Annotated in this window: 23 protein-coding genes; 15 read left to right on the forward strand and 8 right to left on the reverse strand. The window is 68.7% G+C overall.

The features are described from left to right. A partial coding sequence (locus tag CDO44_RS04625; RefSeq protein ID WP_144389474.1) for a hypothetical protein occupies positions 1 to 705 on the reverse strand: 705 nt, incomplete at its 3' end. A 108-nt stretch (positions 706 to 813) separates the two neighbouring features. On the opposite strand from CDO44_RS04625, the gene CDO44_RS04630 reads away from it, so the two are divergent. From CDO44_RS04630 to CDO44_RS04655, 6 genes are all read left to right on the forward strand, one after another. Further along, entirely contained in the window at positions 814 to 2,082 is a 1,269-nt protein-coding gene (locus tag CDO44_RS04630) for a lipoprotein-releasing ABC transporter permease subunit (protein ID WP_233146044.1), read from the forward strand. Further along, complete coding sequence (locus CDO44_RS04635; protein ID WP_087779281.1) at positions 2,075 to 2,761, forward strand: ABC transporter ATP-binding protein; 687 nt, start codon at positions 2,075 to 2,077, stop codon at positions 2,759 to 2,761. Before CDO44_RS04630 ends, CDO44_RS04635 begins: the two co-directional genes overlap by 8 nt. Positions 2,762 to 2,834: 73 nt before the next feature. Further along, a complete protein-coding gene (locus CDO44_RS04640) occupies positions 2,835 to 3,650 on the forward strand; it encodes a TatD family hydrolase (protein ID WP_087779282.1) in 816 nt (271 codons plus the stop codon). Between the two features lie 131 nt (positions 3,651 to 3,781). Next, positions 3,782 to 6,187: a DNA internalization-related competence protein ComEC/Rec2 gene (locus CDO44_RS04645; protein ID WP_233146045.1), complete on the forward strand. Its 2,406-nt coding sequence runs from the start codon at positions 3,782 to 3,784 to the stop codon at positions 6,185 to 6,187. Between the two features lie 106 nt (positions 6,188 to 6,293). Continuing rightward, a complete protein-coding gene (locus CDO44_RS04650) occupies positions 6,294 to 7,196 on the forward strand; it encodes an alpha/beta fold hydrolase (protein ID WP_087779283.1) in 903 nt (300 codons plus the stop codon). A gap of 100 nt (positions 7,197 to 7,296) precedes the next feature. Next, a complete protein-coding gene (locus CDO44_RS04655) occupies positions 7,297 to 7,644 on the forward strand; it encodes a RidA family protein (RefSeq protein ID WP_087779284.1) in 348 nt (115 codons plus the stop codon). A 22-nt stretch (positions 7,645 to 7,666) separates the two neighbouring features. Here CDO44_RS04655 and CDO44_RS04660 read toward each other — a convergent pair whose 3' ends face one another. Continuing rightward, a complete protein-coding gene (locus CDO44_RS04660; RefSeq protein WP_087779285.1) occupies positions 7,667 to 8,521 on the reverse strand; it encodes a zinc-dependent peptidase in 855 nt (284 codons plus the stop codon). 81 nt (positions 8,522 to 8,602) lie between these two features. Here CDO44_RS04660 and CDO44_RS04665 point away from each other — a divergent pair, with 81 nt between their 5' ends. Then, positions 8,603 to 10,837, forward strand: coding sequence for a bifunctional (p)ppGpp synthetase/guanosine-3',5'-bis(diphosphate) 3'-pyrophosphohydrolase (locus tag CDO44_RS04665; protein WP_087779286.1), 2,235 nt, complete (start codon positions 8,603 to 8,605; stop codon positions 10,835 to 10,837). Here CDO44_RS04665 and CDO44_RS04670 read toward each other — a convergent pair. The 4 genes from CDO44_RS04670 to ompR are packed head-to-tail and all read right to left on the reverse strand — an operon-like array spanning position 10,834 to position 13,993. Beyond that, complete coding sequence (locus CDO44_RS04670) at positions 10,834 to 11,274, reverse strand: gamma-glutamylcyclotransferase (protein ID WP_087779287.1); 441 nt, start codon at positions 11,272 to 11,274, stop codon at positions 10,834 to 10,836. The genes CDO44_RS04665 and CDO44_RS04670 overlap by 4 nt on opposite strands. A gap of 2 nt (positions 11,275 to 11,276) precedes the next feature. After that, on the reverse strand, positions 11,277 to 11,834 hold the full coding sequence (locus tag CDO44_RS04675) for a peroxiredoxin (protein ID WP_087779288.1): 558 nt from the start codon (positions 11,832 to 11,834) through the stop codon (positions 11,277 to 11,279). Between the two features lie 51 nt (positions 11,835 to 11,885). Next, the gene (locus CDO44_RS04680; protein WP_087779289.1) at positions 11,886 to 13,247 is read right to left on the reverse strand and encodes an ATP-binding protein; all 1,362 of its coding nucleotides are present in this window, start codon (positions 13,245 to 13,247) and stop codon (positions 11,886 to 11,888) included. 17 nt (positions 13,248 to 13,264) lie between these two features. Then, positions 13,265 to 13,993: a two-component system response regulator OmpR gene (ompR, locus tag CDO44_RS04685; protein WP_087779290.1), complete on the reverse strand. Its 729-nt coding sequence runs from the start codon at positions 13,991 to 13,993 to the stop codon at positions 13,265 to 13,267. Positions 13,994 to 14,114: 121 nt separating this feature from the next. On the opposite strand from ompR, the gene CDO44_RS04690 reads away from it, so the two are divergent. From CDO44_RS04690 to CDO44_RS04705, 4 genes are all read left to right on the forward strand, one after another. Continuing rightward, positions 14,115 to 14,522, forward strand: coding sequence for a hypothetical protein (locus tag CDO44_RS04690; RefSeq protein WP_087779291.1), 408 nt, complete (start codon positions 14,115 to 14,117; stop codon positions 14,520 to 14,522). An 89-nt stretch (positions 14,523 to 14,611) separates the two neighbouring features. Next, positions 14,612 to 15,382, forward strand: a complete 771-nt coding sequence (tsaB, locus tag CDO44_RS28330; protein WP_087779292.1) for a tRNA (adenosine(37)-N6)-threonylcarbamoyltransferase complex dimerization subunit type 1 TsaB — start codon at positions 14,612 to 14,614, stop codon at positions 15,380 to 15,382. Beyond that, positions 15,379 to 15,909: a ribosomal protein S18-alanine N-acetyltransferase gene (gene rimI, locus CDO44_RS28335; RefSeq protein ID WP_369824513.1), complete on the forward strand. Its 531-nt coding sequence runs from the start codon at positions 15,379 to 15,381 to the stop codon at positions 15,907 to 15,909. The genes tsaB and rimI overlap by 4 nt, the downstream gene beginning before the upstream one ends. After that, complete coding sequence (locus CDO44_RS04705; RefSeq protein WP_198951302.1) at positions 15,893 to 16,762, forward strand: uracil-DNA glycosylase; 870 nt, start codon at positions 15,893 to 15,895, stop codon at positions 16,760 to 16,762. The genes rimI and CDO44_RS04705 overlap by 17 nt, the downstream gene beginning before the upstream one ends. Before the next feature lie 15 nt (positions 16,763 to 16,777). Here the strand turns inward: CDO44_RS04705 and lplT are convergent, their stop codons facing one another. Both lplT and queF read right to left on the reverse strand, forming a co-directional pair. Then, positions 16,778 to 18,094, reverse strand: a complete 1,317-nt coding sequence (gene lplT, locus CDO44_RS04710) for a lysophospholipid transporter LplT (protein WP_087779294.1) — start codon at positions 18,092 to 18,094, stop codon at positions 16,778 to 16,780. A 153-nt stretch (positions 18,095 to 18,247) separates the two neighbouring features. After that, on the reverse strand, positions 18,248 to 18,667 hold the full coding sequence (gene queF, locus CDO44_RS04715) for a preQ(1) synthase (protein WP_087779295.1): 420 nt from the start codon (positions 18,665 to 18,667) through the stop codon (positions 18,248 to 18,250). A 283-nt stretch (positions 18,668 to 18,950) separates the two neighbouring features. Between queF and smc the strand changes: the two genes are divergently transcribed. The 4 genes from smc (at position 18,951) to CDO44_RS04735 (ending at position 26,512) form a co-directional block, all read left to right on the forward strand. Continuing rightward, positions 18,951 to 22,481 (forward strand): chromosome segregation protein SMC, encoded by a 3,531-nt coding sequence (smc, locus tag CDO44_RS04720; RefSeq protein ID WP_087779296.1) that lies wholly within the window; start codon positions 18,951 to 18,953, stop codon positions 22,479 to 22,481. 63 nt (positions 22,482 to 22,544) lie between these two features. Beyond that, positions 22,545 to 23,636: a cell division protein ZipA C-terminal FtsZ-binding domain-containing protein gene (locus CDO44_RS04725; RefSeq protein ID WP_087779297.1), complete on the forward strand. Its 1,092-nt coding sequence runs from the start codon at positions 22,545 to 22,547 to the stop codon at positions 23,634 to 23,636. 19 nt (positions 23,637 to 23,655) lie between these two features. Then, positions 23,656 to 25,716: an NAD-dependent DNA ligase LigA gene (gene ligA / locus CDO44_RS04730; protein ID WP_087779298.1), complete on the forward strand. Its 2,061-nt coding sequence runs from the start codon at positions 23,656 to 23,658 to the stop codon at positions 25,714 to 25,716. 34 nt (positions 25,717 to 25,750) lie between these two features. Next, positions 25,751 to 26,512 (forward strand): S-methyl-5'-thioinosine phosphorylase, encoded by a 762-nt coding sequence (locus tag CDO44_RS04735; protein WP_087779299.1) that lies wholly within the window; start codon positions 25,751 to 25,753, stop codon positions 26,510 to 26,512. The last annotated feature ends 15 nt before the right edge of the window (positions 26,513 to 26,527 follow it).

A 26,527-nucleotide genomic window follows, 5' to 3' on the forward strand; every position in this document is an offset into this window, starting at 1 on the left:
GCGGCCGTCCGGCCAGGCCGGGTGCCAGGGCGCGGCGCCACCGTGCAGCCACAGGGCGTTGACGGGCGGCCGGCCGTGCGCCTCGCGCGCCTGGTTGACAGACGAGCCATGCCATTCCATCTGGATCTCGTTGGCGAGCTTGCGCCAGGGGCGCGCCTCCAGCGTGCGGGGCCACCAGGCGTCGAGGACCGCGCCCGCCACGGCGCCGGGCGTGCCGGTGTGGTGGGCGGTGCCGGCAGGCAGGCGCAGCCGCCAGCGTCGAGCATCGATGGCGGCTACGCCGGCGCCGTGGCCTTCCAGCGCCGGCTGGGCGGCGGCCAGCAGTGCTTCGCTTTCGGCCTGGGTCGTGCCGAGGTCCGCCGGATCGGTCAGGACCGGGCCGTCGCGGCCGATCTGGACGTGGGCCAGTTCGGCCAGCCAGACAGGTTCGCCGGGAGCCGGGTCGCCGGCCAGCAGGGGGGCGAGGCCAGCGCCGTACTTGCCGTCGTGAGGCCGGTAGCCGGCGCGTCGCAGCCACCAGAACTCGAGGGCGGTGCAGCCGGCATCGAAGGGGTCGAAGGCCTCTTCGGCCGGCTGCGCGGCGGCCAGCCAAGCGGCCAGCGTGGGCGCCGACTCGGCCAGCTGCCGCGCCAATTCCGGCGCAATGCGGGCGTCGGTCAGCAGGCCGGGCAGCAGCAGGGTCAGCGAAGAGGGCGTAGCGGTCACGGCGCGGCTAGGTTCTGGAAAGACGCCCCGCGGGCCGGGGCGACGGCCGGTATTGTAGGGGTTCGCGCGCGGCCGATGGGGGCCGCCGCCTTCTGCCATAATACGCGCGTGCTCAAGATACCCTACGAATTCTGGATAGGCTGGCGCTATACCCGCGCCGGCCGCGGGCGGCGACGCGATCGCTTCATTTCCTTCATTGCCGCCAGTTCGATGGCAGGCATCGGCCTGGGCGTGGCCGCCCTGATCATCGTGCTGTCGGTGATGAACGGCTTCCAGAAGGAGGTCCGCGACCGCATGCTGTCGGTGCTGCCGCACATCGAACTCTATCCGGTGGGGGGCGAACGCGGCGCGGCGCTGGCGAGCTGGCGCGAATTGACCGCGCTCGCCAAGAAGAACCCCGAAGTCCAGGCCGGCGCGCCCTACGTGGCGGCGCAGGCCATGATCGCCCGCGACCAGGTGCTGCGCGGCGTGCAGGTGCGGGGCATCGAGCCCCAGGCCGAACGCGGTGTCTCCGACGTTGCGGGCCAGATGGTCGCCGGCTCGCTGGATGCCTTGCAGCCCGGCAGCTACGGCGTGGTGCTGGGGCGCGCGCTGGCGCAGGGACTGGGCGTGGGGCTGGGCGACCCCATCCTGATGCTGGCCCCGCAAGGCTCGGTGACGCCGGCCGGTTTCACGCCGCGCATGCGCCAGTTCACCGTGGTGGGCATCTTCGAGGCGGGGCACTACGAATACGATTCAAGCCTGGCGTTCGTGAACGTGGACGACGCCGCGCGGCTGTTCCGCGACAGCGGCATAGGCGGAGTGCGGCTGCGCATCGCCGACATGCAGAAGGCGCCGCAGGTGGCGCGCGAACTGGCGCAATTGCTGCCGCCCAACATCGCCGCGGCCGACTGGTCGCGCAACAACCGCACCTGGTTCGCCGCGGTGCAGACCGAAAAGCGCATGATGTTCCTTATCCTCGCGCTGATCATCGCGGTGGCGGCCTTCAACCTGCTTTCCTCGCTGGTGATGGCGGTGAACGACAAGCAGGCCGACATCGCGATATTGCGCACCCTGGGCGCCACGCCGGGCGAGATCGCCCGCATCTTCGTGGTGCAGGGGGCCTTGATCGGTGTCATCGGCACGCTGCTGGGCGTGGCCGGCGGAACGCTGATCGCCTATAACATCGACGTCATCGTGCCCGCGATCGAGCATGCGCTCGGCATCCAATTCCTGCCCCGGGACATTTATCTCATCACCGAATTGCCGTCCGATCCGCGCCTGTCCGACATCGTCACCATAGGCGTGACTTCGCTGGTGCTGTCGTTCCTGGCCACCCTGTATCCCAGCTGGCGTGCGTCGCGGCTGCAACCGGCGGAGGTGCTGCGCCATGACTGATCGACGCGTGGTGCTGGAAGGGCGGGGTATTTCCAAGACGTACGCCGAAGGCGATGCGCGGGTGACCGTGCTGCGTGGCGTGGACCTGCAGGTGCGCCAGGGCGAGATGGTGGCGCTGGTGGGCGCATCGGGCTCGGGCAAGAGCACGCTGCTGCACGTGCTCGGCCTGCTGGACAAGCCCAGTTCGGGCGAGGTCCTGCTCGACGGCCAGGCGGCGGAAAGTTTCAACGAAAAACAGCGCAGCCTGGCGCGCAACCGCAGCCTGGGCTTCGTCTACCAGTTCCACCACCTGCTGGCTGAATTCTCGGCGCTCGACAACGTGGCCATGCCGCTGATCGTGCGCCGCATGGATCGCGGGCAGGCCCGGCGGGCCGCGGCCGAGATGCTGGAGCAGGTTGGTCTCGCGGCCCGGGCCAGCCATCACCCGGGCCAGCTTTCGGGCGGCGAGCGCCAGCGCGTGGCGCTGGCCCGTGCTCTGGTGACGCGGCCGCTGTGCGTACTGGCCGACGAGCCCACGGGCAATCTCGATCGCCATACGGCGCGCGAGGTGTTCGGCCTGCTCAAGCGCCTGAACCAGCAGCTCGACATGGCTTTTGTGATCGTGACCCACGATGCCGAGCTGGCTGCGCTGGCCGACCGGCAATTGCGCATGGCCGACGGCGTGCTGGCGGCGGGGTGAACCCGGCCGCGCGCGTTGCTCGTCGCTACGCCTGGATACCGGCGGCCGGCGGGTTCGGCGGTAAAGTTGGTCCATGCTGATCGACACCCATTGTCATCTCGATGCGGCCGAATTCGACCGCGATCGCCTTCACGCCGCCGAACGGGCCCGGGAGTCGGGCGTGGGAGCCATCGTCATCCCGGCGATCGCGCGCGACAACTTCCAGGCCGTGCGGGACCTGGCCCATGGCGTCCCGGGCGGCGCCTATGCGCTCGGCATCCATCCCTTGTACGTGCGGCACGCCGACGATGCCGACCTGCAGCGGCTGCGCGACGCGGTGGCCGGCGCCATGGACGATCCGCGCTTTGTCGCCATAGGGGAAATCGGGCTGGATTTCTTCGTTGCCGAGATCGCAAGCGGACCCGAGCGTGAGCGGCAGGAGCATTTCTACCAGGCTCAGCTCAAGCTGGCCGCGGAGTTCGGCCTGCCGGTGCTGCTGCACGTGCGTCGTTCCCAGGACGTGCTGCTGAAGTACCTGCGGCGCATCGAGGTGCCGGGAGGCATCGCCCATGCCTTCAACGGCAGCCGGCAGCAGGCCGACCTGTTCGTGCAACGCGGCTTCGCGCTCGGCATGGGCGGAGAAATGACCTACGAACGCTCGCGCAACATCCGCCGTCTTGCCACGGATATCGATCTGTCGGCTCTGGTGCTGGAAACCGACGCGCCCGATATCCCGCCGGCGTGGCTGCCAAGGGATGACCGGCGCAACACGCCGGCCGAGCTGCCGCGCATTGCGCGGGCGCTGGGCGAGCTGCGGGGGTTGCCGGCCGACGAGATCGCCGCCGCCACGACGGCCAATGCGCGGCGCGTGCTGCCACGGCTGGCGGCCGTGCTCGAAGCGGCCGGCTGACCTCTCGCTTCCCTTGCTTGTGTCGCTCGAACGTGAGCGCTGGCGTGCCGCCTCGGCTCGAATCGTCCTAGCACGGGCTGCTTACGCGCCGCCGCATGCCTACCATCTCGGCCTTGGGTTGAGGGGAAGGCATGGTCCGTATCGCATTGGTGGCATTCGTGCTGGGGACGGCATGGGTGCACGGATTGCCGGCGGTTCCGCCCGCATGGATGGCGGCGGTAACCGGCGCGGCGTTGTTCGCGGGCTGCCTCCTGTGGGCAAGACGCGCACGCGGATGCCCCCGGGCTTGGCACCGGAACGCCGCCGCCGTCGCGGCCGGCCTGGTGGCGGGCACGGGGCTGGCGCTGGTGCGCATCGACGCGCGCCTGCAGGATGCGCTGGCGCACGAGCTCGAGAACGTGCCGGTGCAGCTCGATTACCTGGTGACGGGCCTGCCCGCCAAGACTGCCCGTGGCCAGCGCTTCGAGGCAAAGGTGCTGCGGGCGCCGCCGGGCGTGCCGTCGCGCGTGCAACTGGCCTGGTACGGCGCGGCGCCTGAAGCGGTACCCGGGCAGGTGTGGCGCGGGGCCGCGGTGTTCAAGCAGCCGCACGGCAGCCTCAATCCCCATGGTTTCGATTACGAAGCCTACCTGTTCGAGCACGGCATCCGCGCCACCGGGACGATGCGAGGCCGGCCCCGCCTGTTGGACGACCGGCCGGCGGCGGATTTCGGCGTGCTCGTTCAGCGCGCGCGCCACGCGAGCCGAGAGGCCTTGCGCGGCGCCCTGGGAGACCGGCGCTACGGGCCGGTGCTGACGGCATTGGCCATAGGCGACCAGGCCGGCGTGGGCAGGCGCGATTGGGAGACGTTCAGCCGCACCGGCATCACCCATCTCGTGTCCATCAGCGGCCTGCATGTGACGATGCTCGCCGCCCTGGCCGCGGGGCTGGTGCTGCAGGCATGGAAAGGCTGCCGTTGGGGCGGCGTGCGCCTGGCCGAACGCCATCCCGCGCAGGTCGTGGCCGCTGCGGCGGCGCTGGCCGTCGCCTGGCTGTACTGCCTGCTCGCGGGATGGGGCGTGCCGGCGCGGCGCACATTCTTCATGCTGGCAACGGTGGCGCTGGCAGCCGTGCTGCGCCTGCCGCTGTCCGGCTCGCGCGTGCTGGCGCTGGCGGCGGCGCTGGTGTGCGCGCTCGACCCCTGGGCGCCGCTCGCGCCGGGATTCTGGCTGTCGTTCGGCGCGGTGGCGCTGCTGGTGTTGGGCGGCAGCGGGCGCTGGCAGCGGCGCGATGCGAATGATGACCGCCAGGCATGGCGACGCCGCCTGGCCGCCGCTATGCGCGAAGGCGCCCGGGCGCAGGCGGTGCTTACGATAGGGCTGCTGCCGGCGCTGGCCCTGCTGTTCCAGCAGGTATCGCTGGTGTCGCCGCTCGCCAATGCATTGGCCATCCCCGTGGTCAGCCTGCTGGTCACGCCGCTTGCGCTGGGCGCGCTCGCCCTGTGCCTGGTGCCCGGCCTGGCCGGCGCCGGCGCGGTGCTGGCAGCGGCCGCGCATGCCTTGTTCGAATGGCTGATGTGGGCGATGCAATGGCTGGGCGACGCGGCCTTCGCCGCCTATGCGGTGGCGGCGCCGCCATGGCCGCTGGTGGCGCTCGGCCTCTTCGGCGCCGTGTGGGCGCTGCAACCCCGCGGCCTGCCCGGGCGCCGCCTGGCGCTGGTGCTGCTCGTCCCCATGCTGCTCTACCGGCCCGCGAGGCCGGAGCCCGGCGCCTGGCGCATGGCCTTGCTCGACGTGGGCCAGGGGAGCGCCATCGTGATCGAAACCGCGCATGCGACGCTGCTCTACGACACCGGTCCGCCCTATGGCGAAGAAGCCGACGCCGGCGCACGCGTCGTCTGGCCGTATTTGCGCGCCCGCGGCGTGCGTAAGCTGGACGACGTCGTCGTGTCGCATGCCGACGCCGATCATGCAGGCGGACTGCGTTCGGTAATGGCGGCGCTTGCCGTGGGGCGCATGCATGCGTCCTACGATCCGGAGCCGGCAGGCCTGGGCCGCGCGGCGTTCTCGCGTTGCGTCGCCGGGCAACGATGGACGCAGGACGGCGTGGAGTTCTCCTTCCTGCATCCGCAATCCGCGCCCGGCGACGTGCCCGCGCGGCAGCGCAATGCATACAGCTGCGTGCTGCGCGTGCGAGGCGCGCACCATACGGCCTTGCTGACTGGCGACATCGGCGCGGCGGAAGAGGCGCTCCTTGCCGCAAAGACGGATCTCTCCGCCGACGTCGTGGCCGTGCCGCATCATGGATCGCGTGGATCGTCGAGCAACGCCCTGGTCGCCGCCACGGGAGCCTCGCATGCGGTGGCCCAGGCCGGCTACCTGAACCGCTATCGCCATCCCCATCCGCTGGCCGTGCGGCGCTGGGAAGCCGCGGGCGCCGTCTTCCATCGCACCGATGCGCATGGCGCGCTGGTGTTCGTTTCCGATGCCGAAGGATTGCACGTCGAGCGCGAGCGGGAGCGCCGGCGGCGATACTGGCATGCGAGGCGGCCTGGATGATCCGCCAGCGATACGCATCTGCCGGGCCTCTCGACGGATGCCCGGCCGTCGCGAACGGATCCCGGCGCTCGCTACAATTCCGGTTTCGCTCCCAAGGAACGCTCTCATGAATCGAGACGCCCATCCCGGCGCCGGCCAGCCTCGCCTGGAGTACGTGACCTGCCTGAGTCCGGCCGGGCTGCATCGCATGGCGTACTGGGAGTGGGGCGATCCCGCCAACGACCGGGTGCTGGTCTGCGCGCACGGGCTCACGCGCACGGGGCGCGATTTCGACGTCCTCGCACGGCGCATGTCCGACCGCTATCGCGTGGTGTGTCCCGACGTGGTCGGCCGCGGGCGTTCCGACTGGTTGAGCAACCCCGCCTACTACACGGTGCCGCAATACGTGGCCGACATGATGCCGCTGCTGGCCCGGGTGCAGGCCGAGACGCTGCACTGGTTCGGCACGTCGATGGGCGGATTGATCGGCATGGCGCTGGCCGGCCTGCAGGCGTCTCCCATCGACAAGCTGGTGCTCAACGACGTGGGGCCGCGCCTCGATCCGCTGGCGCTTTCCCGGATCGGCCAATACCTCGGCAAGGCGCCGGCATTCGCCAGCTTCGACGAGGCCAGGGCGTATGTGAGCACGGTGTCCGCATCGTTCGGCGAGCATACCGACGAGCAATGGGATGCGCTCACGCGCTACGCCGTCCGCCAGTCCGACGGGCCGGACGGCCCCTGGGTCATGCACTACGATCCGGCCATTGCCGAGGCCTTCGCGGCGGTGGATCCGGCCTCGATGATCGCGGCCGAGGCGGCGCTCTGGCACGTGTACGCGAACATCGAGTGCCCCATTCTCATCGTGCGCGGCGAGCGCTCGGACCTGCTCAGCGACGATACCGCCCAGCAGATGCTGGTGCGCAATCCCCACGCCCGGCGGGTCGACATCCCGGGGGTCGGCCATGCGCCCACCTTCATGACCGAGGCGCAGCTCGAGATCGCCGAGCGTTTCCTCATGGAGCGAGGCTAGGGCGCGCTCGGGGAGTCGGCATGACACGACCCCGCTCTTTCCGTCGGCGGCGGCCTGCTATGCTTGCGGCTCCGAATATGCTCCATAACGAGGAAATCCCATGAGCATCGAGCGCTTCAGCGTTGGCAAACGCATGTCCGAAATGGTCGTCCACGGCGGCGTGGCCTATCTTGCCGGGCAAGTGGCCGAGGATCCCAGCCAGGACACCGCGGGCCAGACCCGCCAGGTGCTGGCCGCCATCGACAAGCTGCTGGCAGCCGCAGGCACCGACAAGACGCGTATCTTGCGCGCCCAGATCTTCCTGGCCGATATCGCCGATTTCGCCGCCATGAATTCGGTCTGGGACGCCTGGGTGCCGGCCGGCAACACGCCCGCCCGCGCCACGGTCGAGGCCAAGCTGGCCGCGCCGGAGTACAAGGTCGAGATCGTCGTTACCGCCGCGGTCTGATCGCGCTCGCCGGGCGGCGCCGTCAGCGGGGCAGCGCCAGCCCGGCTCCCAACGGATCCTGCCGGTAGTAGCGTGCCAGCAGTGCATACCATTCGGGCATCGCCTGCAACAGTGGCGCCGGGTGGACGAAGAACGCCTCCGAGCTGACGGCGAAGAATTCCGCCTCGTCCGTCGCGGCGTAAGGATCCAGCGGCAATCGGGCATACCAGGGATCGGCCTCTTCGGATTCCGGGTCGACGTCGGGCGGTATGGCCGCTTCGATGGCCTCCAGCTGCGCCAGCAGCGCATCGAAGCTGCGTTCGAGGACGCTGCGCCACAGCCGGGGCTTGATGTCGGGATGGGCGTGCAGGCTGGGCATGCCGTCGGCCTCGCCGTGCTGCAGGTCCAGCTTGTGGGCGAATTCGTGGATCACCACGTTGAAGCCCTGGGGCCGGTCCTCGCCGGGGCCCGCGTCTTCCCAGGACAGTACCACGGGCCCACCGTCCCAGGCCTCGCCCGCCGCTTCCTCGACATATTCGTGGACGACGCCGTCCTCGTCCACGTCGGTACGGGGAATGAGGAATCCGCCCGGATAGACGATGATCTCGGACCAGCCTTCGTAGAGGCCGGGATCCAGGTTCAGGATGGGCAGGCAGGCCTGCACGGCGATGGAAAGGCGGATCGGATCCGTCAGGACCTGGCCCGCGGCCCCGGTCATGGCCTTGCTGGCCAGGAACCAGGCCACCCGCGCCCGCAAGGCGTCGCGCTCGTCAGCCGTCAGGCGAGCGAGGAAGGCGTGCGAAGCCAGCGTTTGGGTCCATAATTCCGGATTGATGCGCGCCTGCATCTTCGCCACGCGGTTTTTCGAGGCGCCGCGGGCAAACAGCCATCCCAACATACAATGAAGTTCCTGGTGGATAAGCCACTAGAGTACCGCGCCACGCTCGAGCTTGGCCGGCGCCGCGCAAAGTTTGAAACGATGAACGAATCCGCCCTTGATGCCTCCGACGCGCTGTCGGCGACCTTCGGCCCCGCCTGGCAGCAGGCGGCCGATGCCGGCCTGTCGGAATCGGCGCGGCAGGAGCTGCGCAAGGCGCTGGAGTGGTCGCTGCCGCGCTACGCGCGCGAACCGGCGATCGCCGAAGGCGAAGGCTGGGCCGAGCACGCCGCCGGGGTGGTGGCGATCCTTGCCGGCCTGCAGGTGGACGGGCATACCCGCATGGCGGCGCTGCTGGCGAACGCCGTGGGCGACCGGGAGGTCAGCGCCAATCCGCACAAGGATCCGGTCACGCTGCAGTTCGGCGCCGAGATCGGGCGGCTGGTGCACGGCTACCGCGCGCTGATCCGGCTCGGCCAGGTCACGCGCGACGCCAGCGACGCCTCGGCCGGCACCGGCGCGCAGGCCGAGATGTTGCGCAAGATGCTGCTGGCGATGGCGGCCGACCTGCGCATCGTGCTCATGCGCCTGGCTTCGCGCCTGCAGACCTTGCGCTGGCACGCCCAGCACAAGGTGCCGCTGCCCGAGGCCCTGGCGCGCGAAACGCTGGAGCTGTACGCGCCGCTGGCCAATCGACTGGGCATCTGGCAGGTCAAGTGGGAAATGGAAGACCTGGCCTTCCGTTTCCTGGAGCCGGTGCGCTACAAGGAAATCGCCGGCCTGCTGGAGGAAAAGCGGGTCGAACGCGAAGCCTTCATCGCCGACGCCATCGCCCGCGTGCGCAATGCCCTGGAAGGGGCGGGCATCGCGGCCGAGGTCACGGGGCGCCCCAAGCACATCTACAGCATCTGGAACAAGATGCGCAACCGGCGCCTGAACTTCGCGGATCTCTACGACCTGCGGGCGCTGCGCATCATCGTCGACGACATCCGCACCTGCTATACGGTGCTCGGCCTGGTGCACCATCTCTGGACGCCGGTGCCGGACGAGTTCGACGACTACATCTCGCGCCCCAAGCCCAACGGCTACCGTTCCCTGCATACGGTGGTGTACGACCACGACGGCCGCCCGTTCGAGGTCCAGATCCGCACGCGAGAAATGCACCAGTTCGCCGAGTTCGGCATGGCCGCGCACTGGCGCTACAAGGAGGCCGGCGCCAAGGGAGGGCAGGTCACCGCCGATTCCGAATACGACCGCAAGCTGAGCTGGATACGGCAGCTGCTGGCGTGGAAGGCCGACGTCCAGGTCGACGACGAGCTGGGCCAGGCCGCGCTCAATTCGCTGGCCGACAGCATCTATGTGCTGACGCCCCAGGCGCGTGTCATCGAATTGCCGCCCGGGGCCACGCCGGTCGATTTCGCCTACCAGGTCCACACCGACCTCGGCCACCGCTGCCGCGGCGCGCGGGTCGACGGCGTCATGGTGCCGCTCAATACGCGCCTGGCCACCGGCCAGACCGTGGAGGTCATCACCGCCAAGTCGGGCGGCCCCTCGCGCGACTGGCTCAATCCCCAGCTGGGCTATCTTGCGAGCCAGCGCTCGCGTGCCAAGGTGCGCGCCTGGTTCAACGCCATCGACATCCAGGAGCGCATTGCCCAGGGCCAGGGCATGCTGGAAAAAGAATTGCAGCGGCTGGGCAAGACCGCCACCAACCTGGAGCTCCTCGCCCAGCAGCTGGGATTCGCCTGCACCGAGGATCTGTACGTCGCTCTGGCCAAAGACGAGTTCAGCCTGCGCCACGTCGCGGCCGCCTTCGAGGCGCCGCCGCCCGACACGGCGCCCGACCTGTCTGCGCTGACGCGCGACAGCCGTCCCGAGAGCGCGGTGCACGCCGGCAAGAGCGGCGTGCTGGTGGTCGGCGTGGATTCGCTGCTTACCCAGTTGGCCAAATGCTGCAGGCCGGCGCCGCCCGACCTGATATCGGGATTCGTCACGCGCGGGCGCGGCGTCTCCATCCACCGCTGCGATTGCAAGAGTTTCCGCGCGCTGGCCAAGCGCGAACCCGAGCGGGTCATCGACGTCACCTGGGGCGATACGCGCGACGCCGTCTATCCGGTGGACATCGTGGTGCTCGCCAACGACCGCCACGGCCTGCTGCGCGACATTTCCGAGGTCTTTGCGCGCCAGCGCATCAACGTCATCGGCGTCAATACGCAGAGCCGGCAGGCCATCGCCCGCATGGTGTTCACCGCCGAGGTCGGAAACGGCGAACACCTGGTCCGGGCGCTGGCGGGCATCCGCGAGGTGCCAGGCGTGCTGGAGGCGGACCGCCGCTAGGGGCGAGTCCCGGAGACGCGCACCCGGGCCGCGGCCCGCGCCTGCCGGTAGGCGATCCAGTCGTCATGGTCGATCGGCGCTGCCGTGCCCATCAAGCGGGGTTCGATGGGGTAGTAATGGCAGCGCAGGACCCGGCCCGCCACCTGCAGGTCGATTTCGCGGCGCACGAACAGCGAGTCGCCATCCGGATCGTATTCCTCGACCTGGTCCATCGCCGCCAGCAGCGCGTCGTCCACCGCATAGACCTCGCCCCTTACGCGCAAAGCGGAGCCGGGCTGGTCGATGAGCCCCGGCCAATCGCCGAAATCCACCAGGCGACCGGCCACGCACGCCGGGCCGAGGTGCTCGGGCGCGGGCAAGCCGAGGCGGTGCGCCATACGCTCGAGATCGTTGATTTCGCCGCGGCGCAAAGTGCCGTAGACAAAGACATGGGGCATGGTCACGCCTTTTTCGAGACCGGCGGGCCGATGGGGCGGCTGGCCGGGCAGAATTCGCCCGTCTGCAGCGCGTCGAGTGTCCGTAGGGCCTCCTCGGGGTTGCGGCCTACCTTGAGATTGTTGACCGATACGTGCTGGATGGTGTTGTCGGGATCCACGAGGAAAGTGGCGCGCAGCGCGACGCCTTCGGTGCGGTCGCGGATGCCGAGCTGATCCACCAGCGCACCGGCGCTATCGGCGAACTGGTAGTGGTTCAGCCGCGAGAGGGCCGCGGTCTCCCGCCGCCAGGCGAGCTTGGCGTATTCGCTGTCCACCGAGCCGCCCAGCAACACCGCGCCGCGCTGGGCGAACTGATCGGCCAGCGCCGCAAAGCCGGCGATCTCGCTGGCGCAGATTTCCGAAAAATCCTTGGTCGTGAAATAAATCACCTTCCACTTGCCGGGGAAGGATGTCTCGCTCACGGTTTCGAACGCCGACGCGCCGTTTTCCTCGGGCTCATTGAAGCCCGGCTTGATGCCGTGCACCTTGAAGGGGGCGAGCTTGGCACCGACGGTTTTCATAGTCACTCCTCGCGCTGGGCCGGCTTCGCAGGAGCAACGGCGGCGGGCCGCCTATTTGGCATCGGCCGTTTTTTGCGAGGAAGCCGGCAGGGTGATGCGGGCGGTCAGGCCGCCGCCATCCCGGTTCAGAAGGTTTAGGGTACCACCGGCACGTTGCAGCAAACGCTTGACGATCGCCAGGCCCAGGCCGGCGCCGCCGGCGTTCGTCCGCGCGTCGGACCCGCGGGTGAACGGCCGCAGGAGCCGCGGCACGTCTTCGGGCTTGACGCCGGGGCCGTGATCGGAGACGTCGATCAGCACGTTGGTGCCCTGGCTGCTTACCGTGAGGTCGATGTGCGGCGGTTCGCCCGCCTTGTGTCCGTAGCGGCGCGCGTTCTCGAGCAGGTTGCCGACGGCGCGTTGCAAGTCGGCCGAGGCGATGCGCGCCCACAGGTTGGGCGTGATCGTGACTTGCAGCGATCCCCCCAGCGCCTCGGTATGGCTGCATTCGCGCTCGACCATCTCGGAGACCAGCTCGGAAATGTTGTTGTTGCGATCGGGCGAGCTGGAGGGGCGGGCGTACTCCATGAACTGCCCGATGGTGCGGTCGATCTGGGCGAGGTCTTCGTCCACCGCGTCGCGGCTGGCTTCGGACACGCCGCTCAGTTCGATTTCCAGCCGCAGCCGCGCCAGCGGCGTGCGCAGGTCGTGGGAGATGCCTGCCAGCATCAAGGCCCGGTCGGCCTCGGCGCGGTCCAGCTCTTCGACCATGCGGTTGAAGTTCGTGTTGACCCGGCGGATCTCCTCCGGACCGCTTTCGGGCAGCGGCGGCGGCGTTTCGCCGCGCGACAGGGCCAGCGTGGCGCGCGACAGGCGCGACAGCGGCCGGTTGACGAAGCCCACGATTACCGCGGCGCCCAGCAGCGACAGGAGCAGGGCGGCCGCGCCCCATCCCAGCCACTCGACACCGGGCACCCGTTCGGCCCGGTCGCGCTCGACCACCATCCAGTAGTCGTCGTCATCGATGGAGAAGCTGACCCACAGGCCGGGAATGCGGTTGACTTCCCAGGCGACGATGGTTTCCGGCCCGAGCCGGTCGATGACCTGCTCCTCCACCCGTTGCAGGACCTGCCGGTCCGGCAGGCGCACGGTGATGTCGTCTTTTTCGTGGGGATAGACCTGGATGCCTTCGTTGGTGGCCAGGTCAAGCAGCAGGTAGCGGCGTTCCTGCGGTGCGGAATGGATGAGGGCGGCGCGGGTGATGTTGACGACGGTGACGATCTGCTGGGCCACTTGCTGCGCGCGCGGCTCGACCTCCATGCTGCGGAAAGCCTGCAGCCAGGCTGCAAGGCTCGCCGTCATCAGCACGGTAAGCAATAGGAAGGTTCGACTGAACAAACCCAGCCTGGACGCGACGCGCAGGGCGACCGACATGGATGCCTACGAGCGTATCAACTGCCCCCATCGGGTACGAACACGTAGCCGAGGCCCCATACCGTCTGGATGAACACAGGTTTGGCCGGGTCGGGCTCGATCAGCTTGCGCAGCCGAGAGATCTGCACGTCCAGGCTGCGGTCGAAGGCTTCGTATTCGCGGCCGCGCGCCAGTTCCATCAGCTTGTCTCGCGACAGCGGGATCTTCGGGTGGCGGGCGAATACCTTGAGCACGGAGAACTCGCCCGTGGTCAGGGCCACCGGTTCGTTGTCGCGCGTGAGTGTGCGGGTGGCCAGGTTCAGCACATAGGGACCGAAGGTGACCGACTCGTTGTCCTGGCTGGGGGCGCCGGGATGCTCCTCCGGTCCGCGGCGGCGCAGCACCGCGTTCACGCGGGCCAGGAGTTCGCGCGGGTTGAAGGGCTTGGGCAGATAGTCGTCGGCACCCATCTCGAGGCCGACGATGCGGTCGACGTCCTCGGCCTTGGCCGTGAGCATGATGATGGGGGTGCTGTCGCGGGCGCCGCGCAAACGGCGACAGATCGACAGGCCGTCCTCGCCGGGCAGCATGAGGTCCAGGACGAGCAGGTCGAAACGCTCGCGTTGCCAAAGCTTGTTCATCGTCTGGGCGTTTTCGGCGACCCATACCGAGAAGCCTTGTTCAGCGAGATAGCGGCGCAGCAGGTCGCGCAGCCGCACGTCGTCGTCGACGACAAGGATTTTTTTGGGGGCATTGGCTAGTGACATGGCGCGAATGTAACGGAGGCTTTTGGATCAATCCAGGGAGGGACATTGCTTGTTACATAAATGCTCGTTTCGACACTTCGACGTCTATGACGCTGTTATGGGTCCATCGTATGATTGAAACGTGAACAAAGTATTCGACTCCACGCGTTCGACCGGCCCCAGCGCGGCCATCATGCTGGGTGGACTGGTCGTGATGATAACGGTATTGGCGGCTGGTGCGGCCATCGGGCAGGTCCGGGACCCCCGTGCCGCCCGCGCCGACGCCGGCCGGCGCGTTTCCGGCAACATGGTCAGCCAGGTCGAGAACGCCGTTACGGAAGCGGCCGGTGCGCAAGCCGGCGCATCGACGGTCGAGGGCCCATCCGGCGTCATGCGCGCCTCCATGGGGTCCTGGGCCGGGCCCGTCAGTCCCGACGAGCGGCGCCAGGTGCCGCGCAGGCTGTCCTCGGAAGAGCGCCTGCTGCTGCGCCAGGAAATCCGTCGCGCCAGCGAAGAAGTGTACGAACCGTACCGTAAACACAAACACTAGGGTGCGTCGGCGCCCGGTAAGCAACGTGTTGTGAACAACCGCAGCCAACGGCCCGTATAGACCGGCTTCTGGTCTTACAATTGCAGCCCATGTCGCTGCATATCCTTTCCCTCGAAACTTCTTCCGCCTGCTGCGGCGTGGCGCTGTTGCGCGCCGCAGCAGGCGCCGTCGACATTTTCGGCCGCGAGCACGTGGGCGTGCAGGAGCATTCGGCCAGGCTGTTGCCCATGGTGGAGGAAGTCCTGGCCGAGGCGGGAATCGCCCGGTCGGCGCTGGATGCGATCGCGTTCGGGCAGGGGCCCGGGGGCTTCACCGGCCTGCGCGTGGCGTGCGGCGTCGCCCAGGGACTGGGATTCGCCCTTGGACGTCCGCTGGTGCCGGTGGTCTCGCATGCGGCCGTCGCCCAGCAGGTCGATGACGACGGCGGGCGTGCGCTCGTGGTGGCAATGGATGCGCGCATGCAGGAAATCTACCTGGCCGTCTACCGCAAGCTGGCCGATGACAGGCTGGAAACGCTGCTTGCCCCGCAGCTGATGGCCGGAGAGGGGCTGGAGCCATGGGTCCGCGCCCGCCTGGCCGGCATGGTGGCGGGAACGCCGCTGCTGCTGTGCGGCGATGCGGCGGCCGCCTACCCCGAGGCCTTCTCCGGCTTCGGGCTGCACGAACGGGGCCAGCCCGAGCGGCCGACGGCGGCCGCGGTTGCGCGGCTGGCCCATGCGGCCTATCTGCGCGGCGAGACCGCCGCGCCGGAACTGGCCGCGCCGCTGTACGTGCGCGACAAGGTGGCTTTCACGACATCGGAGAGGCAAGCCGGAGCGGGAGGCAACCCCCGGGTCGCTACACAGGGAGCGCAATCATGAGTGCGGTGCAAGGCCGGGCGCCGATCGATGCGGCGCGGATCCTGGCTGGGTGGGCGCAGGCGTGCCGGCCGATGGGCGAGGGGGACCTCGAGCAGGTCGACGCGGTCGAGCGGCAGATCTACTCCTTCCCCTGGACGCGCGGCAACTTCGCCGATTCGCTGCGCTCCGGCTACGACGCCTGGGTCGTCCGCGACGGCGCGCAATTGCTCGGCTACTGTGTCTCAATGGTGGCGCTGGACGAGGCACACCTGCTGAACATCAGCGTCGCCCCGACGGCCCAGGGCCGCGGACTGGGCCGCAGGCTGCTGGCCTGGGTCGAGCAGCGCGCGGCGGTCCATCACGCGCGCAGCCTGCTCCTGGAGGTGCGTCCTTCCAATGCGGTCGCCAAGGGCATGTACGAGCGCGCGGGCTACGAGCGCATCGGGCTGCGGCGCGGCTATTATCCGGCGGCCAGGGGCAGGGAGGATGCCATCGTGATGCGCAAGATGCTGGTCTTGCCCGATACGGGAGATGTCCATGGCGGCTGACCGCAGCGAGCCCGGGATCGATCCGGTCCGCCGCGCGTGGCTGCGCGAGCTGGGCATCGAGCGGTTGTGGAACCTGCCGGCGGGAGCCGCCGCATCGCCGCCGCTTGTACAAACCGAATATGGCGATCGCGGCGAGGCGGAGGGCGACCGTGTCCAGCCGCAGTCCGGGACCGATGCGCCGGCCTTGGCCGATGCGCGTGCGACTCCCGAAACGACCGAACCCGAGGCGATCCTCGAGCCCGGCATGGCGCTCGCGGATCCCGCGTCGTCTCCCGCGCCGGTGGACCCGGAGCAGGCATGGACCACCCTGGAGGACGAGGTCCGGAACTGCGTCGCCTGCGGACTGTGCAAGGGACGCACCCAGACCGTGTTCGGCACGGGTTCGCGCAAGGCGCGATGGATGCTGGTGGGCGAGGCGCCGGGCGAGCAGGAAGACAGGCAGGGCGCGCCCTTCGTGGGCCGTTCTGGCAAGCTTCTGGACAGCATGCTGGCCGCCATCGGCCGTTCGCGCCAGGCGGACGTGTTCATCGCCAACGTCATCAAGTGCCGCCCGCCGGGTAACCGCGATCCGCTGCCCGAGGAGGTCGCGCGCTGCAGCCCCTATCTCATGCGGCAGATCGCCCTGCTCAATCCCGACATGATCCTGGTGCTGGGCCGGTTCGCGGCGCAGACGCTGCTCGAGACCGACGCGCGCATAGGCAGCCTCCGAGGCAGGGTGCATGCCTTGTCGGTAGAGGGGAAGTCCGTGCCGGTGGTGGTCAGCTACCACCCGGCCTATCTGCTGCGCAGCCCCGCCGAGAAGATCAAGGCGTGGCAGGATCTGCGGCTGGCTTTGTCGGTGGGCGGCGCCTAGGGGGGGGCCTTCCGGTCAGTCCCGGTGCAGGGCCGTGCCATGGGCGCGGCTGCCGATCACCAGGTCCAGGTCGGGATGGGTGCGGTGATTGTGGCGGTTCCAGATCATGATGAGCACCATCAGGCATGCTACGAGCGTGCCGAAGATGATGATGATGGTGTTGATGGGAATCTCCATTCCCAGCATGAGCGAGTAGGCCGCCACCATCAGCAGGATGTTGAGCTGCTCGTTGAAATTCTGGACAGCGATCGAATGCCCGGCCGACAGCAGCACGTGGCCGCGGTGCTGGAGCAGCGCGTTCATCGGTACCACGAAGAATCCGCCCAGGCCGCCGATGGCGATGAGCAGCGTATAGACGAACCACGGTTCGTAGGCGAGCGGCATCAGCATCACCACCAGGCCCATGAGCACGCCCATGGGGAGCACCGCCAGCGCGTGATGCAGCGGCACTTTGCCGGCCAGTGTCGCGCCGAGGATGGTGCCTACCGAAGCCACGCCCATCAGGATCGAGGCCTTGTTCAGCGGCAGGCCGAGCTGGACGCGGCCCCACTCGATGACGATCAACTGTAGCGTTGCGCCGGCGCCCCAGAAGAGGGTGGTGACCGCCAGGGATATCTGGCCGAGCTTGTCGCGCCACAAGGTGGCGACGAAACAGCCGAAAGTGGCCAGCAGCTTGATGGGGTTGCGTTGCTGCTGGGGATAGTCGACGCCGGTGGACGGAATGAGCAGATTGAAGACGGCGGCCACGAGATAGACCAGGGCGATGACCACGATGGCGGCCTCGGCCGGGGTTTCCAGTTCGGGACCCAGGCCGCCCAGGTCGATGGACAGCAGCCAGGCGGATACCTTCGGGCTGATCAGCGCGCCGCCCAGGACCACGCCCAGAATGATGGACACGACGGTGAGCCCTTCGATCCAGCTATTGCCCTTGACCAGCTGCTCGGGCGGCAGCAGCTCGGTAATGATTCCGTACTTGGCGGGCGAGTACGCCGCGGCGCCGATGCCGACCAGCGCATAGGCCGCGCACACGGTATAGACCTGGTGCTCGTCGGCCAGGCCGAGGCTGGCATGGGCGAACATCATCAGGCAGCCGATGATCTTCACCGAGTTGGTGGCGAACATCACCCGGCCCTTGGGGAAGGAATCGGCGAACGCGCCGACGAAGGCGGCCAGCAGCACGTAGGCGAGGGCGAACGACCACTTGATCATGGGCGTCATCCAGTCCGGCCCGTCCAGTTGCTGGATCAGCGCGATGGCGGCGATGAAAAGCGCATTGTCGGCAAGCGAAGAAAAGAACTGCGCTGCCATGATCAGATAAAAGCCGCGTTTCATCGGTTGGGGCGAGACTCGTGTGCCTTGTGAGTGGATCGGAAAGTGCCGCACTCGGGGCACTACGGCAGGATGCATGCCGCGCATCGTAGCGCACGATTTATAGCACGCGGATGCGGGACGCTTGCGATTGCGTCCGGGCCGATCTGATGGTACTTACCCGCGGATGTTGCTGCCCGGGGTGAATTCCTGGAGCTGCACGGCCGGCTGGGGCTCCCATCCCGGCTTGCGGTGTTCCGCGACCACGTTGGTGTAGATGCCGCCGCGCACGTACCACTTGGCGGTGATCCGCATGAAGCGGGGCGACAGCGCGCGCGCGAGGTCGTCCAGGATTTCGTTGGTCACGGCTTCGTGGAACTTGCCCTCGTTGCGGAAGCTCCAGGCGTAGAGCTTGAGGCTCTTGAGCTCGACGCAGAGCTGGTCGGGGACGTAGTCGATCACGAGCACGGCGAAGTCCGGCTGCCCCGTCATCGGGCACAGGCAGGTGAATTCCGGCACCTCGATATGGATCTGGAAGTCCCGCCCGGGGCTGGGGTTGGCGAAGGTGTCGAGACTCTTGCTGGGTTGAGAAGGCATGTGCTTGCGCTTTATACGTAACGAAAGTGAAAAAAAGGCCGCGGCGACGGCGCCAGGCGTACCTTGCCGATGACCCTTTGGTATTATACGGAGCACTGAATGAGCCCACCCCCTCCGCGCTGCGCGCGTCCCCTCGAGGGGCGGACCGGCGGAGCCGGATCCGCGGTGCCCTGGGTCGGTTAGGGCGGATGATTCCGTGGTGGCGGCACGCCACGTTTTGTCCGACCGTTTCGGTGCATGTCGGTTCCTTTTCCAGCCCTTTTAATCGAAGCTTCGTTTTCCGGTGCGACTTACCCAGATCAAACTCGCAGGTTTCAAGTCGTTCGTCGACCCCACGTCCATCCAGGTGCCCAGCCAGCTGGTCGGGGTGGTGGGCCCCAACGGCTGCGGAAAGTCCAACATCATCGATGCGGTGCGCTGGGTCCTGGGCGAGTCCAAGGCGTCGGAGCTGCGCGGCGAGTCCATGCAGGACGTGATCTTCAACGGTTCGGTCAACCGCAAGCCGGCGGCGCGCGCGTCGGTGGAGCTGGTATTCGACAACTCCGAGGGCCGGGCCTCCGGGCAGTGGAGCCAGTACGGCGAAATCGCCGTCAAGCGGGTCCTCACCCGCGACGGCACCAGCAGCTATTTCGTCAACAACCAGCAGGTGCGGCGGCGCGACATCCACGACATCTTCCTCGGCACCGGCCTGGGCGCCCGCGGCTACGCGATCATCGGGCAGGGCATGATCTCGCGCATCATCGAAGCCCGCCCCGACGAACTGCGGGTTTTCCTTGAAGAAGCCGCCGGAGTGTCGCGCTACAAGGAGCGGCGCCGGGAAACCGAGAACCGCCTGTCCGACACCCGCGAGAACATGACCCGGGTCGAGGACATCCTGCGCGAGCTTTCCACGCAACTGGAAAAGCTCGAGGCGCAGGCTGAGGTCGCCCAGCGCTACCAGGCTTTCCAGGCCGACAGCGAACAAAAGCAGCGTTTCCTCTGGCTGCTCAAGAAGCGCGAGGCCGACGCCGATCGCTCGCAGTACGCGCTGGCCATCGAGCAGGCGCAGACCGACCTCGAGGCCGCCACGGCCAACCTGCGCAAGCTCGAAGCCGACCTCGAGGGCACGCGGCAGGCCCACTACGCCGCCAGCGACGCGGTCCATGCCGCCCAGGGCGGGCTATACGAGGCCAACGCCGAGGTGAGCCGGCTGGAGGCCGAGATCAAGTACGTGGTCGAGGCGCGCAACCGCATGCAGGCGCAACTGGCCCAGTTGCAGCAGCAGATCGCCCAGTGGAACGAGCAGCACGAGACCGGCAGCGAACAGCTGGCCCAGGCCGAGGAAGACCTGGCCGTGGGCGAGGCCCGCGCCGAAGAGGCACGGATCGTGGCCGAAGAGGCCCAGGCGCAGTTGCCCGACATCGAGGCCAAGGTGCGCGATGCCGCCTCCGGCCTTTCCGAGCTGCGCAGCGCGCTGTCGCAGGTCGAGCAGAATCTGGCCCTGACCGCGCAGGAGCAGCGCGAGGCCGACCGCCAGCTCCAGGCCCTGGCGCAGCGTCGCGAGCGCCTGGAACTGGAGGAGCGCAACCTGCAGCGCCCCGATCCGGCGCGGCTGGAGCAACTCACCGGTGACCTGGCCGATACCGAGCAGCGTGTCGCCCAGGCCCAGCAGGAACTCTCCGCGCTGGAAGACCAGCTTCCCCAGGTCGATGCGGGACGTCGCCAGGCGCAAGAGCTGGTGCAGAAGGAAGCGGCGGCCGTCTCGCAGATCGAGGCGCGGCTCTCCGCGCTTACCCGCCTGCAACAGGACGTGCAGAAGCAGGGGGCGCTGCATCCCTGGCTGGAAAAGCACGAGCTGACCCAGCTCGGCCGCCTGTGGCAGAAGCTGCATATCGAACCGGGCTGGGAAACCGCGCTGGAAGCGGTGCTGCGCGAACGCCTCGCGGCGCTCGAGGTCAGCAACCTGGAATGGGCCAAGGCCTTCTTCGGCGATGCCCCGCCGGCCCGGCTGGCGTTCTACCAGATGCCGCCCGCCGCCGCGCCGGCCGCCGCGCCCGCGGCGCTGACGCCGCTGACTTCGCTGCTGCGCATCAGCGATCCCGGCCTGCGCGCACTGATGGCCGACTGGCTCCGCGACGTCTACACGGCCGCCGACGCTTCGCAGGCGCTGGCCGCCCGTACCCAATTGCCCGAAGGGGGCCACTTCGTCGTCAAGGAAGGGCATCTCATCGGCCACAACAGCGTGCGTTTCTACGCGCCCGATTCCGAGCAGGCCGGCATGCTGGCGCGCCAGCAGGAGATCGAGAACCTGCAGCGCCAATTGAAGGCGCAGCAGCTCATCGCCGACGAGGCGCGCTCCGCCGTGGCCCGGGCCGAAGCCGCGTACCAGCAGGTCGCGCAGGCCTTGCCCGCCTCGCGCCAGCGGCTGGCCGAAGTCACCCAGCGCCTGCATGCCATCCAGCTCGAGCATTCCAAGCTCGCGCAGCAGGCCGCGCAGTCCGAGGAGCGCGCCGCGCGCATCCAGGAAGAACGCGCGGAACTGGAAGCCCAGGAGGAAGAGGCCCGCATCCGCAAGGAAGAGGCCGAGGGCCGCTTCGAGATCCTCGACACCGAACTGGGCGACAAGCAGTCGGCCTTCGAAGAAGCCCAGATGGCCCAGGAGCAGCGCGAGGCCGAGACCCAGCGCGCCCGCGAGCGCCTGCGCGAACTCGAACGCGCCGCGCAGGAGGCCAGCTTCGCCGAGCGCGGCCTGCGGGCCCGCATCGACGAGTTGCGCCGCAACCTGCAACTGGCCGGCGAGCAAAGCCAGCGCGCCGCCACCGAGGCCGAACGGGTGCAGCAGGAGCTGCGCGTACTGGACGACGCCGCGGCCCAGGCCGGCCTGCAGGCGGCGCTCGAACTTCGCAGCGAACGCGAGAAGGTGCTGAACCTTGCCCGCATCGAAATGGACACGCTGGCCGCACAATTGCGCGCGGCCGACGAGCAGCGCCTGGCCCTGGAGCGCTCGCTGGAGCCGCTGCGCGGCCGCATCACCGAATTGCAGCTCAAGGAGCAGGCGGCGCGTCTGGCGCAGGAGCAGTACGCCGAACAGTTGGCCGGCCAGGAACTGGACCTGGCGGCGCTGGGCGAGCAGCTCGACGCCTTGCCCAAGGAATGGCAGCGTCCCAACTGGCTGCAATCGGAGCTGCAGCGCCTGGCGCGCGAGATCGCCGCCCTGGGCGCCGTCAACCTGGCAGCGCTCGACGAGCTGAACGCCGCCCGCGAACGCAAGGCCTACCTCGACGCCCAGCAGACCGACCTGCAGGCGGCCATCGACACGCTCGAAGACGCCATCCGCAAGATCGACCGCGAGACCCGCCAGCTGCTGCAGGAAACCTTCGATACGGTCAACCGCAACTTCGGCGAGCTCTTCCCCTCGCTGTTCGGCGGCGGCGAAGCCAAGCTGGTCATGACCGGCGAGGAAATCCTGGACGCGGGCGTCCAGGTCATGGCCCAGCCCCCGGGCAAGCGCAACAGCACCATCCACCTGCTGTCGGGCGGCGAAAAGGCGCTCACCGCGACCGCGCTGGTGTTCGCCATGTTCAAGCTCAATCCGGCGCCGTTCTGCCTGCTCGACGAGGTGGACGCGCCGCTGGACGACGCCAACACCGAGCGTTATGCCAACCTGGTCCGCCGCATGAGCGAGCAGACGCAGTTCCTGTTCATCTCGCACAACAAGATCGCCATGGAGATGGCGCATCAACTGGTCGGGGTGACCATGCAAGAGCAGGGGGTATCGCGCATCGTGGCGGTCGACATCGATTCGGCCATGCAACTGGCCGCAGAGGCCGCCTGATGAGCCGGCGGCCCGCGTCGTCCCGGCATCCTTTCCACCACGCCCGCCATCGGGAACACACCAATGAGTGATCTACAAACCGGTCTCATCGCCCTTGGCGTCCTGGCCATCGTCGTCGTGCTTGGACTGAACTGGTGGCAGGACCGCCGCGCCCGCAAGCAGATACAGGACGGTTTTCCCGACACCGGCAAGGATCCGCTGTTGCACGGTGCCGAGCCCGGATTGCCGGCAACCGATGGCGTGCGGCGCGAGCCGGGGCTGGGAGCCATGGCCGAAGCCGAAAGCAACGTGGTGGGCGGCATCGAGGCCCATCCCGCGGCGGCATCGGCGCCGTCGCAGCACGACGCCGACGAGGCCGACGAGGCGTGCGAGACCGTCATCGACGTCTCCTTCCTGGAGCCGGTGCCCGGCGACGAGCTGGCCGCTTTCACCCAGGGCATCCGCCATGCCGGGCAGAAGTCGCTGCGGGTTTTCGCCGAAACCACCGACGGCCTGCACCGTGCCGCCATACGCAGCGGCGAGACCTATGCGTCGGTCCAGGTCGCGGTGCTGCTCGCCAACCGCAGCGGCCCGCTCAGCGCCGGCGAATGGGCCGAGGCCTTGTCGCGCTCGCGCGTGCTGGCCGACCGCTTCGACGGCACGGTGGAGGCCAGCGACACCCAGGCCGTGCTCGACCGCGCCAACAAGCTCGACGCGGTCTGCGCCGCCCTCGATGCCCAGGTTGGTCTGACGCTGGTTGCCAGCAGCCGCCGCTGGTCCTCGGGCGACGTGCTTACCGCCGCCCGGGAAGCCGGTTTCTCGTCCATCCAGGACGGCCGCCTGCCGTGGGTGGACCAGGACGGTGCCGTGCGTTTCACCTTGGGCCGCAGCGACGGCGTGTCGCTGGGTTCGGCCGGCCCGGCCACCATCGGCCAGCTCAGCCTGATACTGGACGTGCCGCGCGCGCCCGCCCACGAGCACGCGTTTTCCCAGATGGCGAAGATCGCGCGGGGCCTGGCGGCCCGGCTCGAGGCGACCGTGGTCGACGATAACGGCCGGCCGCTCGCCGACGGCGCCGAGGCGGCCATCGACAAGCAGTTGCAGGCGTTGTACGCCAGGCTGGAGCAATCCGGCCTGAAGGCCGGCTCTGTCCGCGCGCTGCGGGTGTTCGGATAGGCGGGAAACCGGAGTCGACATGGTTTCTGGCATCGACCGGGAAAACGAGGCCATGCAGCGCGCGGCGCAGCTGCGCCAGGAACTGGCCCAGCACAACCACCGCTACTACGTGCTCGACGATCCGCTGATCAGCGACGCCGAATACGATGCCTTGTTCGCGGAACTGGTCAAGCTCGAGCAGGAGTTCCCGCTGCTCGCCACGCCCGAGTCGCCCACCCAGCGGGTAGGGGGGGCGCCCCTGGCCGCGTTCGGGGCGGTGCGCCACGCTGTGCCCATGCTGTCGCTGAACAATGCCTTCGACGACGAGGATATCGAGGCGTTCGACAAGCGTGTGCGCGACGGGCTGGAGGCCGGTGCCGAGGTCGAATACGCCTGTGAACTGAAGCTGGACGGATTGGCGGTCAGCCTGCGCTACGAGGGCGGGCGGTTCGTGCGCGCCGCCACGCGGGGCGACGGGCAGACCGGGGAGGACATCACCGCCAACATCCGCACCATACGGTCGATTCCGCTGACCCTGGCGGGCCCGGTTCCCGAGGTGCTGGAGGTGCGCGGCGAGGTGTTGCTGTTCCGCAAGGATTTCGAACGGCTCAACGATGCGCAGCGCGAGGCCGGCGAGAAAGTGTTCATCAATCCCCGCAATGCCGCGGCCGGCAGCCTGAGGCAGCTCGATCCGCGCATCACCGCCAGGCGGCCGCTGCGATTCTTCGCCTACGGCTGGGGCGAGATCCGCGGCGGCCTGCCGGGCGCCGCGCCGGCGAGCGTCGACGCGCCGCCTTTCGGCACCCACATGGGCATGCTGGATTGGCTCCAGGAGCTGGGCATGCCGGTCAATCGCGAGCGGCAACTGGCCAAGGGCGCGGCCGGCCTGCTGGATTTCTACCGCCGTGTGGAAGGGCTGCGCGCATCGCTGCCCTACGACATCGACGGCGTGGTGTACAAGGTCGATGCCATCGAGGCACAGCGCAGGCTGGGCTACGTTTCGCGGGCCCCCCGTTTCGCCATCGCCCACAAATTCGCCGCGGAGGAAGCCACCACCGAACTGCTCGACATCGAAGTGCAGGTGGGGCGCACCGGTGCCATCACGCCCGTCGCGCGGCTCAAGCCCGTGTTCGTCGGTGGCGTCACCGTCACCAACGCCACGCTGCACAACGAGGACGAGATCGAGCGCAAGGACGTGCGCATTGGCGATACCGTCGTCGTGCGCCGGGCGGGCGACGTGATTCCGGAAGTGGTCACGCCGGTGCTGGACAAGCGTCCGGCCGGCGCGCGCAAGTTCGTCATGCCCACCCATTGCCCGGTGTGCGGCTCGGCCATCGAACGTCCCGAGGACGAGAGCATCGCCCGCTGTACCGGCGGGCTGTTCTGCGCCGCGCAGCGCAAGCAGGCGCTGTGGCACGCGGCGCAGCGCCGAGCGCTCGACATCGAGGGCCTGGGCGAGAAACTGATCGACCAACTGGTCGAGCGCGGCCGCGTCCATACGCTGGCCGATCTCTATACGTTGACCGAGGAAGAACTGGCCGGCCTGGAGCGGATGGGCGAGAAATCGGCGCGCAACCTGGTGGAGGCCATCTCCGCCACCCGCACGCCGCCCCTGGGCCGGTTCCTGTTCGCGCTGGGTATCCGCCACGTGGGCGAATCGACGGCGCGCGACCTGGCGCGCCACTTCGGCAATCTGGATGCCGTGATGAACGCGACGGAAACCGAACTGCTTGCCGTGCCCGACGTCGGGCCGGTGGTGGCGGCTTCCATCCATCGCTTCTTTGCCGAGCCGCACAATCGGCAGGTCGTGGCGGACCTGCTTCGCAATGGCGTGACGCCCGGCACGGAAACCGTCGTGGATCGCACCGCCGGCCCCATAGGCGGAAAGATATTCGTGCTGACCGGCACGCTGCCGACGCTGACCCGCGAGGAGGCCGCCGACCTGATACGCGCCGCCGGCGGCAAGGTGACGGGTTCGGTATCCAAGAAGACGCACTACGTCGTCGCCGGCGCCGACGCCGGCAGCAAGCTCGCCAAGGCGCAGGAGCTGGGCATCGCGGTGCTCGACGAGGACGGCTTGAAGGCGTTGTTGCAGTCTTGACAGGGCGGGCCGGCGGCCCGCAAGAGGAATCCACATGCAGGCAATCATCGGGGGCACGGGGCTCTATCACTTGACCGGCCTGGTCATGACCCGCCGGCAGGCCGTGCGCACTCCCTACGGCGAACCGTCCGGAGCGCTGACCTACGGACGCATCGGCGACGGGCCGGAAATCGTCTTTCTGGCCCGCCACGGTTACGGCCACACCTTGGCACCGCATCGCATCAACTACCGCGCCAACCTCTGGGCGCTGCACGAGGTCGGCGTGCGGCGCATCGTCTCGGTGGCCACGGTGGGCGGCATTACGCCCACCTTGTCGGCCGGGACCATCGTCGTGCCGGACCAGATCATCGACTACACCACCGATCGCCCCCGTACCTTCTTCGAGGGAGGCGACCAGCCCGTGGCTCACGTGGACATGACCCAGCCCTATGGAGCGGCCATGCGCCAAGACCTCCTGGCCTCGGCCCAGGCCTGCAACGTGGCGGTGGTCGACGGCGGGGTGTACGGCTGCACCCAGGGCCCGCGCCTGGAAACCGCCGCCGAGATCCGCCGCATGGGGCGCGACGGCTGCGACATGGTCGGCATGACCGGCATGCCCGAGGCTTCCCTGGCGCGAGAGCTGGAGCTGGATTATGCGGCCCTGTGCCTCGTGACCAACGATGCCGCCGGAAAGGGGGCGAGCGTGGACGAGATTTCGATGGAAGGCATGCGTGCGGTGGTCGACAACAGCATGAAAGACGTGCACCGCATCCTGGGCGAACTGGTAAGCGGCCGCTGTTCGAGCGACGCCGCGTAGCGCCGGCCCTTCGGG

The organism is Pigmentiphaga sp. NML080357 (assembly GCF_002188465.1).
GTDB lineage: Bacteria > Pseudomonadota > Gammaproteobacteria > Burkholderiales > Burkholderiaceae_B > Pigmentiphaga.

Bases quoted from the DNA above. Each gene is read 5' to 3' on its own strand.
- CDO44_RS04645 (WP_233146045.1), top strand. From the start codon at position 3,782: ATGGTCCGTATCGCATTGGTGGCATTCGTGCTGGGGACGGCATGGGTG.
- CDO44_RS04635 (WP_087779281.1), top strand. From the start codon at position 2,075: ATGACTGATCGACGCGTGGTGCTGGAAGGGCGGGGTATTTCCAAGACG.
- CDO44_RS04705 (WP_198951302.1), top strand. From the start codon at position 15,893: ATGTCCATGGCGGCTGACCGCAGCGAGCCCGGGATCGATCCGGTCCGC.
- CDO44_RS04660 (WP_087779285.1), bottom strand. From the start codon at position 8,521: ATGTTGGGATGGCTGTTTGCCCGCGGCGCCTCGAAAAACCGCGTGGCG.
- CDO44_RS04655 (WP_087779284.1), top strand. From the start codon at position 7,297: ATGAGCATCGAGCGCTTCAGCGTTGGCAAACGCATGTCCGAAATGGTC.
- rimI (WP_369824513.1), top strand. From the start codon at position 15,379: ATGAGTGCGGTGCAAGGCCGGGCGCCGATCGATGCGGCGCGGATCCTG.
- CDO44_RS04675 (WP_087779288.1), bottom strand. From the start codon at position 11,834: ATGAAAACCGTCGGTGCCAAGCTCGCCCCCTTCAAGGTGCACGGCATC.
- CDO44_RS04735 (WP_087779299.1), top strand. From the start codon at position 25,751: ATGCAGGCAATCATCGGGGGCACGGGGCTCTATCACTTGACCGGCCTG.
- lplT (WP_087779294.1), bottom strand. From the start codon at position 18,094: ATGAAACGCGGCTTTTATCTGATCATGGCAGCGCAGTTCTTTTCTTCG.
- CDO44_RS04670 (WP_087779287.1), bottom strand. From the start codon at position 11,274: ATGCCCCATGTCTTTGTCTACGGCACTTTGCGCCGCGGCGAAATCAAC.
- tsaB (WP_087779292.1), top strand. From the start codon at position 14,612: ATGTCGCTGCATATCCTTTCCCTCGAAACTTCTTCCGCCTGCTGCGGC.
- CDO44_RS04640 (WP_087779282.1), top strand. From the start codon at position 2,835: ATGCTGATCGACACCCATTGTCATCTCGATGCGGCCGAATTCGACCGC.
- CDO44_RS04665 (WP_087779286.1), top strand. From the start codon at position 8,603: ATGAACGAATCCGCCCTTGATGCCTCCGACGCGCTGTCGGCGACCTTC.
- ompR (WP_087779290.1), bottom strand. From the start codon at position 13,993: ATGTCACTAGCCAATGCCCCCAAAAAAATCCTTGTCGTCGACGACGAC.
- CDO44_RS04725 (WP_087779297.1), top strand. From the start codon at position 22,545: ATGAGTGATCTACAAACCGGTCTCATCGCCCTTGGCGTCCTGGCCATC.
- CDO44_RS04650 (WP_087779283.1), top strand. From the start codon at position 6,294: ATGAATCGAGACGCCCATCCCGGCGCCGGCCAGCCTCGCCTGGAGTAC.
- CDO44_RS04680 (WP_087779289.1), bottom strand. From the start codon at position 13,247: ATGTCGGTCGCCCTGCGCGTCGCGTCCAGGCTGGGTTTGTTCAGTCGA.
- ligA (WP_087779298.1), top strand. From the start codon at position 23,656: ATGGTTTCTGGCATCGACCGGGAAAACGAGGCCATGCAGCGCGCGGCG.
- queF (WP_087779295.1), bottom strand. From the start codon at position 18,667: ATGCCTTCTCAACCCAGCAAGAGTCTCGACACCTTCGCCAACCCCAGC.